The 14,592-nt window shown below is 41.8% G+C and carries 14 protein-coding genes and 1 pseudogene; 2 read left to right on the top strand and 13 right to left on the bottom strand.

Annotated features, from left to right (window positions below):
- Positions 1–163: 163 nt before the first annotated feature.
- The 7 genes and pseudogenes from BLV00_RS11575 to BLV00_RS11550 form a co-directional block, all read right to left on the bottom strand.
- Positions 164–1,251 (bottom strand): annotated as a pseudogene (locus BLV00_RS11575) (NADH:flavin oxidoreductase).
- A 332-nt stretch (positions 1,252–1,583) separates the two neighbouring features.
- The gene (locus tag BLV00_RS11570) at positions 1,584–1,853 is read right to left on the bottom strand and encodes a hypothetical protein (protein ID WP_093045141.1); all 270 of its coding nucleotides are present in this window, start codon (positions 1,851–1,853) and stop codon (positions 1,584–1,586) included.
- 152 nt (positions 1,854–2,005) lie between these two features.
- Positions 2,006–2,860: a chemotaxis protein gene (locus BLV00_RS11565; RefSeq protein WP_093045140.1), complete on the bottom strand. Its 855-nt coding sequence runs from the start codon at positions 2,858–2,860 to the stop codon at positions 2,006–2,008.
- A gap of 210 nt (positions 2,861–3,070) precedes the next feature.
- A complete protein-coding gene (locus BLV00_RS21975; protein WP_176791476.1) occupies positions 3,071–3,211 on the bottom strand; it encodes a hypothetical protein in 141 nt (46 codons plus the stop codon).
- A 169-nt stretch (positions 3,212–3,380) separates the two neighbouring features.
- Positions 3,381–3,773, bottom strand: a complete 393-nt coding sequence (gene panD, locus BLV00_RS11560) for an aspartate 1-decarboxylase (protein ID WP_093045139.1) — start codon at positions 3,771–3,773, stop codon at positions 3,381–3,383.
- 253 nt (positions 3,774–4,026) lie between these two features.
- Complete coding sequence (locus tag BLV00_RS11555; RefSeq protein ID WP_245728952.1) at positions 4,027–4,842, bottom strand: sulfite exporter TauE/SafE family protein; 816 nt, start codon at positions 4,840–4,842, stop codon at positions 4,027–4,029.
- A 48-nt stretch (positions 4,843–4,890) separates the two neighbouring features.
- Complete coding sequence (locus tag BLV00_RS11550; RefSeq protein WP_176791474.1) at positions 4,891–5,337, bottom strand: VanZ family protein; 447 nt, start codon at positions 5,335–5,337, stop codon at positions 4,891–4,893.
- A gap of 291 nt (positions 5,338–5,628) precedes the next feature.
- On the opposite strand from BLV00_RS11550, the gene BLV00_RS11545 reads away from it, so the two are divergent.
- Positions 5,629–6,201, top strand: a complete 573-nt coding sequence (locus BLV00_RS11545; RefSeq protein WP_176791472.1) for a YdcF family protein — start codon at positions 5,629–5,631, stop codon at positions 6,199–6,201.
- Between the two features lie 85 nt (positions 6,202–6,286).
- On the opposite strand, the gene BLV00_RS11540 is transcribed toward BLV00_RS11545, so the two are convergent.
- Positions 6,287–6,835: a hypothetical protein gene (locus BLV00_RS11540; protein WP_093045136.1), complete on the bottom strand. Its 549-nt coding sequence runs from the start codon at positions 6,833–6,835 to the stop codon at positions 6,287–6,289.
- Between the two features lie 303 nt (positions 6,836–7,138).
- Positions 7,139–9,250: a heterodisulfide reductase-related iron-sulfur binding cluster gene (locus BLV00_RS11535; protein WP_093045135.1), complete on the bottom strand. Its 2,112-nt coding sequence runs from the start codon at positions 9,248–9,250 to the stop codon at positions 7,139–7,141.
- Between the two features lie 139 nt (positions 9,251–9,389).
- Here BLV00_RS11535 and BLV00_RS11530 point away from each other — a divergent pair, with 139 nt between their 5' ends.
- Positions 9,390–10,202 (top strand): IclR family transcriptional regulator domain-containing protein, encoded by an 813-nt coding sequence (locus BLV00_RS11530; protein WP_218131898.1) that lies wholly within the window; start codon positions 9,390–9,392, stop codon positions 10,200–10,202.
- Positions 10,203–10,376: 174 nt separating this feature from the next.
- Here BLV00_RS11530 and BLV00_RS11525 read toward each other — a convergent pair whose 3' ends face one another.
- Genes BLV00_RS11525 through BLV00_RS11510 form a run of 4 tightly spaced genes read right to left on the bottom strand, consistent with a single transcriptional unit; the run spans position 10,377 to position 14,565 of the window.
- Positions 10,377–11,351 carry an electron transfer flavoprotein subunit alpha/FixB family protein gene (locus BLV00_RS11525; RefSeq protein WP_093045134.1) on the bottom strand — a complete coding sequence of 325 codons (975 nt, stop codon included), beginning with the start codon at positions 11,349–11,351 and terminating at the stop codon, positions 10,377–10,379.
- Positions 11,352–11,382: 31 nt separating this feature from the next.
- Positions 11,383–12,156, bottom strand: a complete 774-nt coding sequence (locus BLV00_RS11520; protein ID WP_093045133.1) for an electron transfer flavoprotein subunit beta/FixA family protein — start codon at positions 12,154–12,156, stop codon at positions 11,383–11,385.
- A 43-nt stretch (positions 12,157–12,199) separates the two neighbouring features.
- Complete coding sequence (locus BLV00_RS11515) at positions 12,200–13,393, bottom strand: thiolase family protein (RefSeq protein WP_093045132.1); 1,194 nt, start codon at positions 13,391–13,393, stop codon at positions 12,200–12,202.
- Positions 13,393–14,565 carry an acyl-CoA dehydrogenase family protein gene (locus tag BLV00_RS11510; RefSeq protein WP_093045131.1) on the bottom strand — a complete coding sequence of 391 codons (1,173 nt, stop codon included), beginning with the start codon at positions 14,563–14,565 and terminating at the stop codon, positions 13,393–13,395. Before BLV00_RS11510 ends, BLV00_RS11515 begins: the two co-directional genes overlap by 1 nt.
- Between the last annotated feature and the right edge of the window lie 27 nt (positions 14,566–14,592).

The following is a 14,592-nucleotide window of genomic DNA, read 5'->3' as shown; positions in this document are numbered from 1 at the left end:
ACGTGCTCAGCGAAAACTAAACCGCCTGACTCCTGTCGAATACAGAAATCAGGCGGTTGCATAACCCCGGTGTTTTTTCAATGTCTACAGTTTTGTGGGCTTGACTAATCCAGATAATGGATATATTGGATGTCCCGGGGTGTAGTCTAGTCTTACAATCTTACTAATATAATTTTTTAAGTGATTCCTTATCAAAAGGCAATAAATCATCTACTCTGCCGTCACGCACTTTTTTCACCCACGCAGGGTCCATTAATAGTGAACGCCCGATGGCTACAAGGTCAAACTCTTCCTTATCAAGCTTTTCCAGAAGACCATCGAGGCTGGTAGTTTCGGCACCCTGAAAGCTCGTGAATTCCCCATCCAGTCCGACGGAGCCCACAGAAATAACCGGCTTCCCAGTCAATTTCTTTGTCCAGCCTGCTAAATTTAGGTTTGAGCCTTCAAATTCCGGCTCCCAGAAACGGCGGGTGGAGCAATGAAAAATGTCTACTCCTGCTTCAACAAGAGGCAGTAGGAAATCTTCCAGCTCCTCCGGTGACTTAGCAAGTTTGGCTTGAAAATCATTCATTTTCCATTGGGAAAAACGGAAAATGATTGGGAAGTCAGGGCCAACTTCTCGCCTGCACGCTTCAATTATCTCGACTGCAAAACGTGTACGCGCAACTAAATCGCCGCCATAACGGTCGGTACGCTGATTTGTTTGTTCCCAGAAGAATTGATCAATTAAGTAGCCATGTGCTCCGTGTAATTCGATTCCATCAAAACCAATGCGTTTGGCATCCGCTGCCGCTTGGGCATAAGCTTCTACCAGATCAGTAATCTCCTTTTCAGTTAGCGGCTCCGTTACTTTATCACCGTCTAGGTTTAAGCCGGAAGGCCCTACAGGATTTGCTTCTTCATTAGGAAGGTCTCCCTTTTTACGGGTCATTCCGACGTGCCAAAGCTGAGGCACGATTTTCCACCAGCTTCATGAACCTCCTTCACCACCTGTGCCCAGCCGTTCAAGGCAGCTTCTCCATAAAAAACAGGAATACTTGCACCTGAAACAGAAGCAGGGTGATTGATTCCAGTTCCTTCAGTAACAATTAAACCAACCTCATTTTCCGCTCGACGCCGGTAATAGGCAGCCACATCTTCTCCTGGCACCCTACCAGGTGAAAAACCTCGTGTCATTGGGGCCATTACCGTACGGTTGGGCAGGTTTAGTTTTTCGCTTATGAATGGTCGAATTATTGCTTCGGTAGTTATGTTTGTATGACTCAAATCATTTCCTCCTCTATCTTAAACACACTATGTATTATTTCAAATTGGATAAATGAAGGAAAATCATCTGTTTGAAAAAGCAGTTTCTCCTACAAGAAAATAACCCAAAGGCACCGATCTAAAATTCTCCGTCTTGCCATGAACATTACAGGACTTTCCTCTCAGAAAACTACTCTGTAAGCCTCTGATAAATGATAGTTTTGTTTGTTACAATACCAATAAGAAGACAGCATTAACCAGACCTCCCCCTACACTGGCCGCTGTCTTCTTATTTTTCTAACTAATGCACCATCTAATCGACCTGGGACGAGTATTGATTATTCCTCGAGATGCCCGTTGCTCTCCTTAATTATTAACCTGACCCGATCGTAATCTTCTTCACTCACATCCGCAGTCAGCACTTGCCGTTCATGATTACTGCCCTCTTCTCTCGGAGAGAAAACACCCTGTAAAACATCTGTCATTTCATGGTTGTCCTCAGGAATTGGTTCTACTAAAACATTATCAGCTCTTAACGCCTGCAGCTTCGCCCGTACACCTTCCGCCTGGTCCTCATTTTGAAAATAAGCCTGGATTCTTTTCATCATCAATAGCCTCCTGTCTTTGTTATAATACCTATCTTCCCCATTCTTGCTACTCCTAACACTCACAATATGCCATTATCTGGAGGTCCTGGGGTGTAACAAAGAGTACCCCGGAGCCCTCCATATTCTGGATGGCCCGGGGTGAGGACTTTAAATCAACTATTGATTTCGTGCCAGGTGCGGACAAGGCCGTTTACCATCTTATCTATTACTTCATAATCTTCATCGTATTTCTGGTGTGATAAGGGATTCCAACTTGTGAATACCCCGCCGGCATTAACCTGAATGTCTGCCGTAACTACTTCATTGTATTGTTCATTGAGGTTTTTCAACGGGTAAGCGAGGATATCATCTTTATCATAAAAATTAAGCCATTCTCCCTTCACCCCTTGGTAATGACGATCCATAGAAGGCGCAGGCACCTGAATCGGCAAGCCAAACCCTCCGAAGCGGAGCGACCACAAAGCCATAGGGCTTCCGAGTGTATAAAAGTTAGCCAGGGTCTCCCCGTTTTCCAGTGGCGTATTTTTAATGCGACGCCATGTCCGGGTACCAATATTCGACTGTTTCAATTGGAGATCGTAAAAGTAGTTGCTGGCGATAACCGACCCCAGACTATGGCTGATGACACATAACGGCGCGTCCCTTCCAGCCTTTTCTTCTAAATTGCTCAAGGTTTCTGCTAGCAGTTCATGAACTTTATCATAATTATTATCATCCACAGATGCAGGCTGATAGGCAATCGCATCGGCAAGGAATTCGACTGTAAATCGCCGTAGCCGCTGGTAATCCAGGTCCGTATCAACGTGCACCCGCTCCCATAATCGCTCTTGTTCCGATGCGAATATTTTCGACCACCACACCGGCTCAAACACCAATGCGTCATCGTCCGTTTGCCCTCCTATTCTTTTCTTAAATCGTTCCCTTATATGTTCAATGATTTCCTCAGCAAAATTATCATTCGGTGTGCCGGCTCCGTGCAGAATCATTACAGCGATTTTCTTTGTCATGGCCTTGCCTCCTTTTGGTATGACAATTATCGATTGGTATGTAAGAATTGTATCCATACTCACATAATGTATAAGCTAATTTTACCTTATTTCCTCATTAAAGGAAAAAATCATACCTATTTCATTTTGGAATATAAAAAAGCAAGCAGAATAACTCTACTTGCTTCATTAATATTATTTTCCGTCCTCTAATTTGTAAAAAGTATTGACCTAGTCAAATTTTTTCCGGGAAGCATTCAGGACTTGCTGTACAAATTCTTTATGGTTCTTTTTCAAATCATTCAAGTAAACGAGCCATCCAAGTTGGATTGTTACTAATAGCCCTATTAAAAGTAATACAGGAACATCCATCCTGTCTTTCCCCTTTCTAAAAACCTGTAAAATTCACCTAAATTACAAATCTTGTACTACTGTTTATATCGACAACTGTTTCATAAGTTTAATAAAAAACTCCTATAGAGCTTACACTCTACAGGAGTTTAGATGTTAAATAGCATATTATTGATCCAATTCATTCAGGTTACTGTTTCACACCTTCCGGCCAATGTAAATCATGTTCCTCAACCGAGGTGATTTCGTTCTCTCCATCTACGAAAACCACCCTTGGGCGAAGTGTCTCGATTTCCTCATCCGTCATTTGCGCCAAACTCAAAATAATAACAATGTCCCCAGGCGAAAATAAATGAGCTGGTGGACCATTTAAACAAATTCTTCCGGAACCTTCCGGAGCAGGTATCGCATACGTTTTCCATCTGGTTGCATTCTTCAAGCTTGTTACTTGTACCATTTCGTATGGCTTGATATCGGCTTCTTTCATCAATTTTTGATCGATTGTAATACTTCCTACATAATCAAGTTCAGCTTCTGTTACGGTTGCACGGTGTATCTTCCCCTTGCACATCAATCGTTGCATAACATAGTCCTCCTTTTTGCTATTGTCATCTTACAAAAAAATATTTAAATAATCAAAAATTTCACTTGAAATGTCCCTCACTAGTGGATAATTGGAGAACCAGGAGTTTTGCAGCTAGTCGACAAACTCCCACAGGGAGACCAGGCCATAATGTCGTTCGCCATGTCGGGGTGTGGAGATTAAATAAAGAAAGGATTAATCAGTAAGCGGAATAAAACTAGAGCTGCCCTCTCTCAATAGGACAGCTCTTTCTTCAGATATATGTAATCACATTATAGAGATTAATCAATAATACAATCAGAACTGTTACATTAAAAATGATGGCAATCACTTTATCGGAAACCCGGAACAAGAGATTGCTTCCAATAAAACCTCCAACAATCCCTCCGATAATCATATACCACAGCATGGATAGATCCATCCCATCAAACCCTGTGGTGAATGTCACTAACAGCAAAGCAGCCAGCTGGGAGAAAAAGATGATGAAAGTGGAATTGATAACGGACTCTCTCCCACTCATGGAAAACAGCAATGCAAGTACTGCCACATTTAGCGGCCCTCCACCGATTCCAAGGAATGCGGAGAGAAATCCTAACACCAAACCGGCAGTTAAAATGACAGCTGATTTTTTTATAATGTAATTCTTGAAAAGACCGCTCCATCTGAAATAAATCAGAATCGCTAACAAGACCAGTGCCAGCATGGATGATTGAATGACGCCGATAATATTATTTAATTGCAAATTGACTACAAAAAAATTGAAGACACCTTTCCCGAAGAACCCGCCGATAATAGAACCGACTGCAATCAGCGAGCTTACTTTTATATCTATATTCACTTCCATCGTTCTTGCTTTTACCAGGGATACTGACGACATAGCAAAAACGGTGGATGCGGATAGAACGCCGATAGTCGCCAAGTCATAATGTCCAGCAAAATCCAGCACCGGCTTAATGATGACTCCTCCACCCACCCCTGCCATGGCTCCTATTAAGGAAGAAATAAATCCGATTAGAAAGTATAGAATAACGATTATGACCATCTCCAGTTGATAGATGCTAAACCACATTTATCATACAGAAAATACCCATGCAAGTAAATGTATTGCTGGTACCACTTATTCCCGACGCACAATAGTGACAAGGCGTCCCAATTCTTCATGAATAGGTTCGTCAAGTGTGACAAAAGGCCGTTCATTAATATAAACCAAACCAAGGAACAGAGCGGTCAGAACAATACCATATAGTACAAATAGCTTCAACTTACCTCTTTGTTGGACTATATACCAAAGGAGCAAAGGTACTACTAAACCAACGGTCACGCCAAGCATATTTGCTATGGCGTCCAAAATCTCCGTGCTTCTATCAGGAACCATAAATTGGCGATATTCTTCCAGTATCCCAACAGTCACCAGGGACATCCAGATATAGCTAACATTCCGTTTTACATTGTCTTTCTGGGATATAAGGAGAACCATTATCCCTAATAGTATGGAAACTACCATATAACTGAAAAAATGCATTTGCTTATCGACGCCGAACATCAACTGATAATCCAGATACATCTCCATCACCCCCTCTACTCACATCCTAACCATCAAAGACGATAAATAGACAAAACGAAAAAGGTAGCTGGCATTATCTGGTTCTCCAGGGGAAGAAATGAGATCGCCCCGGGACATCCATATATTGTTTATCCCGGGGCGATGCTATTTTACTAGGAGATTTAACTTTTTTCTGATTCAACTAAGTAGACAAATTAACGAAACACTTCATTTTACTGTTACCAGTTCTGGATTAGGGGGTAAAAGTAGATATGATGCAAATAAGAGAGGTCGCTTTTCATGGAGGGAAACTTGAAAAAAGTAAAATCTATTATACTAGTTACAGTTGTAGCAGGAGTTATAGGAATCATAGGAATTCCTGTCACCATTGCCATTCTGGGTCCAGAATCACTGATTATTGAAAGTAAACCTGAACGGTCGGATGCAATTATTGTACTAAGTGGAAATAAAAAAAGACTCGGGCACGCAGCCGGACTTTATCATGATAACTACGCGGATTATGTCATTCTCTCTAACTCCAAAGCAACAGACACAACAAAAGAGGCTGCTATCCAAAAGGGTATTCCGGAGGATGCAATTATCGAGGAACGAAAGGCAAGCAGTACATTTGAAAATGCACAATTCACGGAAGAGATTATGAAGAACAACAATTTGCAGTCCGCAATTGTGGTTACGAGTGACTACCATTCCCGCAGGAGTAAAATCACGTTCGAAAGAATTTATGATGACGATATCACATTAAGTTATTCTGTCGCTCCTTCCAATTTTAATCCTGACGACGGAGTCTCAGATTGGGAACACCTGACTTTCGTCGGTGAATATGTGAAGTTACTCGGGTACTCTATTAAATTTTTACTTAGCTGAGGTCAGCCAATGAAGGCTATAAAAACGCTCGGATTAGATAAACCCGAGCGTTTTTATAGCCTTATAGAATTAAAGAATCGGTACGTTAATTATCCAATCCGTGATATTCTTTATAAAAACTAGCATACATCCCAAAGGTGCTTATGTAACGGACACGAAGATTATGGAATTGCGTATTTAGTGTACTTCTTGAGCTAGTCTTTTCGGTCTTTATATCAATGATAAGTTCCTCTAGGGATTGTAAATTTTCTAAACTATAAACTACATCGCGTCTTTGATCCTTAGTATAATCCTCTTCAACAAGTAAGTGCATGAGTGTACTCTTATTTTCCTTTACTTCAAATAACATATTATCTAAATCTCTTTCACCCATATTTACGGAATCTTTATTGATTAACCAATTTTGTTCAAACATCGGTAGTATGTATTGTGTATCCTTTGTTGTTCTAGTTGCTGAATCCTTTTTTATATCTTGCTCGTAGGATTTTTTAAAGTCATTAAAATCTTCAACATATTGATCGACGACAACCGGGTCAGGTTTGTGAGTATATTTTTTATATATACTGAAAAAGAATACGGGTAAAACCAAGTCATTATCAGAACAAGCATTGCAGTCAGACCTAAGAAACTCCATAAAAAGCGTTTTGGTATTTTATTCAAATGATTATCCTCCCACCTATTTTTACATTCTCTTGCCTCGCAGTTTCGCCACCGCCATAATTATTTTAACATTAATTTACATTTATTCCTTATAAAATCAAAACAGAAAGAGACCAAATCATTATACGATTTGGTCTGCTGATTAATGTGTTATTTATTTTCCTATTGTTAATTGTTTATCTTTGTCCTCTCTGAATGCAGTATCTTCCGGGGGCTTACTATCCGTTAATACGAATAAATTCGTATAAAAGAGGAAATTGTTATTATTTGAATTTGTCTAAACAGCAATAGATTTTTCTAGTATTTCCGCAATATCCATTGTACCGACAGATTCCTCCACTTCCTTCGCTTTGGTGCCATCAGAAAGCATGGTCAGACAATAAGGACAGCCACTGGAAATCATCGTCGGACTGGCTTCTAGTGCCTGTTCTGTACGTCCAACATTTACGCGGTTGCCCGCTTTTTCTTCCATCCACATCATACCGCCGCCGGCTCCACAGCACATACCGTTTTCGCGGTTACGCTTCATTTCTACCAGCGTGACGCCTGGAATCATTTCCAAAACTTCCCTAGGAGGCTGGTAGACCTCGTTGTAGCGGCCGAGATAGCAGCTGTCATGATAGGTGATCGTTTCATTCACTTCATTTACTGGCTTCAACCGACCATCCTTCAGCCATTCGGCAAGCATCTCGGTATGATGGTAGACCTCTGCTTCAAAACCGAAGTCTGGGTATTCATTTTTAAATGTGTTATAGGCATGCGGGTCGATCGTAATGATCTTCTTGACATCATTCTTTTCGAATTCTTTAATATTCTTTTCAACAAGCTCCTGATACAAGAACTCGTTACCCATCCGGCGAGCGGTGTCCCCGGAATTACGTTCTTTATTGCCGAGAATGGCGAATTTGATCCCCGCTTCATTCATTAGCTTAGCAAAAGCAAGCGCTATTTTTTGACTGCGGTTATCATAGGCACCCATAGAACTAACCCAGAATAGATATTCAAAATCCTCGCCTTCTTTTTTCAATTCTTTGACAGTCGGAATGCGTACCTCCGGCTCCTGATCGCGCCAGTCTTCACGCTCTTTCTTTGATAAACCCCAAGGATTGCCCTGACGTTCGATATTCGTCATCGCACGCTGTGCATCCGGATCCATTTTTCCTTCCGTCAATACAAGATAACGGCGAAGGTCAATGATTTTATCGACGTGTTCATTCATGACCGGGCACTGATCTTCACAGTTACGGCAAGTGGTACATGCCCACAGCTCTTCCTCTGTAATGACGTCGCCTATCAAGTTATGGTTCTGGGCAGCCTCTACGGAAGCAGCCGCTTCGTCACTTCCTTGCGTTTGCGACATTTTTGCTAGCTGGTTGCCCTGCGTGTTAGAAAAAGCATATGCTGGCACCCAAGGCGATTTCCCAGTGACTGCAGCTCCTTTTTCCGTCAACTGATCACGCAGTTTGATGATCAAATCCATCGGGGAAAGCATTTTCCCTGTACCTGTTGCCGGGCAGACATTGGTACAACGGCCGCATTCAACACATGCATAAAAGTCGATCATTTGCAGCTGGTTGAAGTCTTCGATTTTGCCGACACCAAAGGAAACATCTTCTTCATTAGTCTCTTCTTCGACATCAAAATCAATCTTAGAAAGCTTTCCTGGTGGTGTTCGGCGAGTCAAGAAAACATTGACCGGAGCCGCCAGCAGATGGGCGTGCTTGGATTGTGGCACATAGACCAGGAAGCTTAATAACACCAATAGATGGATCCACCACATGACGAAAAACATAGTACCGGCAGCGGTAGGACTCATCCAACCGAAAGCACTCGCTGTCAAGGACGCAACAGGCTCTGTCCATGCTCCCTCATGACCGTGCCATATCAAGCTCATCCCATTCCCAATTAACACCGTAAGCATCAATGCTCCAATGAAGAGAAGTACAAGCCCCGCTTTAAAGCCCTGCTTCAAGCGAACAAGCTTTTCTACATAACGCCGATGGAACGCCCATACGACAGCAACTAAAATCATCAGTGTGACAAGCTCCTGGAAGAATGTGAAGCCTGGATAAAAAGGTCCTAATGGAAGGTGACTGTCTGGCGCAAGACCCTTCCAGATGAAATCAATGGCACCGAACTGTACCAAGATAAAACCGTAGAACATCATCACGTGAATGATTCCGGACTTTTTATCTTTCAATAATTTTTTTTGACCAAAAACGTAAACCAAAATCAGCTTCAGTCGTTTTTTAATTTCACCATCAAAATCTGCTTTTTGTCCCAATCGTATATAGGCTATACGTGTACTAACGACTCGAACAAACAAATATATACCATAAATAGTGGTTCCTAGAAACAACATCCAGTTTACCACCAGAAAGGGTTCCATGTTTTAAACCTCCTTTTATATAGATACAAGTAACACGGTTTTTAATGTATTGACAGAAAGTCTGTTGGTTCGTACAATAATTGTACAAACGTCTATTATTCGTACAAATTGTAAACACTTTAATAAGGAGCGATATGATTTGTCAGAAAGAAATGCAGAAGACTTAAACTCTAACCAAGTCAATATAAAGCCAGGGGACTATCTTAAAACACTTGAACGAGGTTTGGAAGTTATTAAGGCATTTAAGAAAAAACCTCACTTAACCATTACTGAATCTTCCAAAATCACAGGATTACCCCGGCCAGTCACGAGACGTGCACTGCTTACGTTAGAACATCTCGGCTACGCGAATTTTAAAGATGGGCGATACTCCCTTACATCGAAAGTTCTTTCTTTGGGATATTCGTATATTTCTTCTCAAAATATCTGGGAAATTGCAACGCCATATCTTGAAGAATTATCAGAAAAAGTTCAAGAGTCAAGTTCTCTTGCTATACTGGATGATACAGACATTGTTTATATAGCCCGTGTTCCAGTAAACAAGATTATGAAACATTCATTAGGTGTGGGAGCTCGTCTTCCTGCCCATGCGTCTTCCGTAGGAAAAATGCTTCTTGCTTACCTTTCACCCAATAAACTTGATCACTATTTCCAGCATGCAGATCTGCGTGCTTATACTGAAAAAACAATTACTTCTGAGGAAAAAATAAGAGATGACCTAAAAAAAGTTCGTGAGCAGGGATGGTCTCTCAGCCGGGACCAATTAGAAATAGGATTATTAAGTGTCGCCGCCCCCATAAGAGACGTTAGGGGAAAAGTGGTAGCTGCAATAAACACCGCTACACACACCGGACGGACTGATAAAGAGACCTTATTGAATAAGCATTTACCAATATTGTTAGAAACAGCTGAGCAAATTAGTAATCGTATTGACTTTGAGATAATCAATTGATATTCAGAGCGGGGATATTACCGTTACTTATTACTTAACTTAAAAGCAGGGGAAACAGCACTAAGAGCAGTACACCTGTATAAATGCTCACAGATTTGTCATTTGGCATCTTCATTGCTAAGACGCCCCTGCTTCCTGGTTAGTAAGTATTCATACATAACAAGCTTGTATGGCTTAGACCTTTACTTTCAACATTTCTTCCTTCAGTTTAGGAACAACTTCAAATAAATCTCCCACAATGCCATAATCTGCCACATTGAAAATATTAGCTTCAGGATCTTTATTGATTGCCACTATCACTTTAGAGTTGGACATACCAGCCAAGTGCTGAATAGCACCCGAAATCCCCGCAGCAATATATAAATCCGGTGTAACTACTTTCCCAGTCTGGCCAATTTGAAGGGAGTAATCGCAATATCCTGCATCACAAGCTCCACGTGATGCACCAATAGCTCCGCCTAACACATCTGCCAATTCTTCCAGCGGCTCGAATCCTTCTGCGCTCTTAACTCCGCGCCCGCCTGCTACGATTACTTTTGATTCGGATAAGTCGACACACTCAGATCCCTTTCTGATGATGTCTTTAATAATCGGACGGAGATCTGCGATATCCACGTCTTTAGTGGTCACTTCCCCTGAGCGGGACTCGTCACGCTCAAGTGATGCGATATTATTCGGACGGATCGTTGCGAAAATAAGTCCCTCTGTAATGATTTTCTTTTCGAATGCTTTACCAGAATAAATCGGACGTGTGAAGATGATATTTCCGCCTTCACTGCTTACTTCTGTGACATCTGAAATTAAGCCTGTTTCCAGCTTGCTGGCAAGCTTAGGTGTCAAATCCTTCCCTACTGCTGTGTGACCCATCACGATGCCTTCCGGACTTTCATCTTCAATCACTGCTTTAACCGCTTGTCCATACCCTTCAGACGTATACGTTTTCAATTTTTCGTCTGAGACAGTGATTACACGGTCTGCCCCGTAATAAACCATTTCGTTTCCTTGTTCCGTCAAATCGCCTTCACCACATAAGATGCCTACCACTTCTCCGTCCGAACTAATTTGTTTGGCAGCCGCAATGGCTTCAAACGTTACATTACGTAATACGCCCTCACGAGATTCCCCGATCACTAGCATTTTTTTACCCATACCGATTCTCCTTTCACAATAAATACCGCGCTTATAATACCTTCGCTTCGTTTCTTAACAAAGCTACAAGTTCTGTAACTTGATCGTCTACTTCACCTTCAAGGACTTTTCCAGCTTCCTTTTCTGGCGGTAAGAAAATATCCACGGTTTTGGTTTTAGCTTCCACATCATCTTCTTCTAAATCCAAATCATCAAGCTCTAATTCTTCTAAGGGTTTTTTCTTCGCTTTCATGATACCTGGCAATGACGGATACCGCGGTTCATTCAGCCCTTGCTGACATGTAACAAGTAATGGAAGATAAGTTTCTACTTTCTCTACATCCCCCTCTACATCGCGTTCAATCTGAACTGTCTTCCCATCTACGTTAATAGAAGTGATGGTCGTAACATATGGGATATCCAGGCGCTCAGCCAGACGTGGCCCAACCTGTCCGCTTGCTTCATCAATGGCGACATTACCTGCAAGGATGATACCCACTTCTTTTTCTTCAAAGAAGGCTTCCAAAATCTTTACAGTGGTAAATTGATCTCCATCTTCCAGGTCATCTTCTGTATTAATTAATACTGCTTTATCCGCACCCATAGCAAGAGCATTACGTAATTGCTTTTCGGATTCCTCTTCTCCTACTGTTACGACAGTGACCTCTCCACCGTGTTCCTCGCGAAGGTTGATCGCTTCTTCAACCGCATATTCATCATATGGGTTAATGATGAATTCAGCGCCTTCTTCCTCAATTTGCTCATCATTTACAGCTATTTTCTCTTCTGTATCAAATGTGCGTTTCATAATAACAAAAATGTTCATCCTATCTAACTCCTATTCTTTCGAAATATTCATTTTGAGTATATTACACCCGAAGATTTTCAATAATAGTTGAAATCCCTTGACCACCGCCAATACATAGAGTTACAAGTCCATACTTTTCACCGCGGCGTTCCATTTCATGGAGTAGTTTTGTCATAAGAACGGCTCCAGTTGCCCCAATAGGATGTCCTAGAGCAATGGCACCCCCGTTAACATTCAATTTACTTGTATCCATTTCTAACTCTTTTACAACAGCAAGCGTTTGTGCAGCAAAAGCTTCATTCAGCTCAATCAGACCGATATCTTCAAGGTTTAAATCTGCTTGTTTTAAGGCTTTTCGAGTAGAGTAAACTGGGCCAATTCCCATAATATCCGGAGATACCCCAGAAGCTGCTTGACCAATTACTTTTGCTTTAGGAGTAAGTCCTTTTTCTGCTGCTTTTTCTTCTGTCATCATTAACAATGCAGACGCTGCATCATTCCTCCCACTGGAACTGGCCACGGTAACTGAACCGCCTTCTTTGAAAACCGGTGGCAGTTTCGCCAGCTTTTCCAAAGGGGTAAGACGAGGATGCTCATCCGTATCAAATGTGATCGTTTCCTTTCTCTCCTTTACTTTATATGGAACGATTTCTTTTTCAAAATACCCTTTATCTATCGCATATTTTGCTTTTTCCTGACTATGGAGGGAGAACTCGTCTTGCTCTTCTCTTGAAATCGAATATTTTTCAGCAAGATTTTCTGCGGTCAGTCCCATCGTCAAATTGCCATATTCCTCGAATGGCTGAGAATTGGGTTGACTTTCTGTATTTGGATCGAGAAGTAAACCGTTTCCGGCTCGAAAACCAAATCTGGCATGACGAAGATAATAAGGCGCCGTACTCATGCTCTCTGCCCCGCCTGCAATGATCGTTTCTGATAACCCTTGGCGGATCTGCATATCAGCATTATTAATCGCCTGGAGGCCCGACCCACATTGACGGTGGACCGTGTATCCCGGAATTTCAACAGGGAGACCGGCTCTAAGCAATGCAAGACGTGATAGATTGGAAGAATCTGCACTTTGCTTTGCCTGTCCCAAAATAACTTCGTCAACTCCACTTTTGTCTATTCCTGTTCGTTCCACTATTTCACTAATTACTTTAGCTCCCAAGAAATCTACTAATTCATTCTTAAGAGTGCCGCCCATTTTCCCAATAGCCGTCCGTACTGAATCAATAATTACTGGATTATTCATTACTTCACTCCTGCTTTCGTAGATTTTTTGACTTCCCTTTTCAACTGGGAAGCGATGATATTCCGCTGAATCTCAGAAGTACCTTCGTAAATAGTTGTAATTCTCGCATCTCGATAATAACGCTCAATCGGATATTCTTTCATATAGCCTATTCCACCATGAATTTGGACGGCCGCATCCGCTACTCGATTGTAGACTTCCGAGCCGAACAGTTTTGCAACAGCTGCTTCTTTTACAACTCGCTGTTTTTGATCCGTCATCCACGCCACACGGTACGTAAGCGCCCGGAGAGCCTCGATTTCCATGGTGATGTCGGCAAGCTTATGCTGAATCACCTGCTGTTCAAAAATCGGCTTTCCAAATTGTTCTCTTTCAAAAACGTAGTCCATGCAATGTTCCAGTAATTTTTCACAAGAACCAAGGTTACGTGCAGCTAAACCAGCCCTCCCATTAGCTAGTATTTTCAATGCATTCACATATCCCTGACCTTCTTCTCCCAAAACATTCTCTTCCGGAACTTCCATGTCATCAAAGAACAATTCTACGGAATGGGAACCACGAAGTCCCATTTTCTCTTCCACTGCCCCTACCTCAAAACCAGGAAAATCTTTTTCGACAATGAAAGATGTTATTCCTTTTGCACCTTTTTCGGGATCGGTTACTGCCATTACCGTAAATACATGACCGTCCAGGCCATTGGTAATATAATGTTTTGATCCATTAATAATATATTTATCTCCTTTTTTCTCCGCACGTGTTTTCATGTTTGCAGCGTTGGAACCAGCGCTAGGTTCTGTCAAAGCGAATGCTCCTATCCACTCGCCTGTCGCCATTTTGGGTAAGTATTTTTGTTTTTGGGCTTCTGTCCCAAGTTCAACAATCCCCACACTTCCAATCCCTGTATGTGCTCCTACAAGGGTGGTGAAACCATTATGTGTTTTTCCCAGTTCTTCATAAATCGCACATTTTCCTACCATATCAAGTCCGAGACCGCCATATTCTTCAGGAATACTAAGCCCGAACAGCCCCATGTCTTTGGTCATTTCAAATATTCTTTCCGGGATTTCATTTTTTTCCTCAATTTCCATAGCTGCTTGTTCCACTTCTTCCTGAACAAACTTTCTTACGCCTTCTCTCAATAGTTCTATGTCTTCGCTAAAACTAAAATCCATATTCTCCACGCTCCCCTTCTTACTTTC

Origin of the sequence: Thalassobacillus cyri, from assembly GCF_900107755.1 — a bacterium.
GTDB classification, from domain to species: domain Bacteria; phylum Bacillota; class Bacilli; order Bacillales; family Halobacillaceae; genus Thalassobacillus; species Thalassobacillus cyri.
This window is presented reverse-complemented; position numbering and strand designations above follow the sequence as displayed.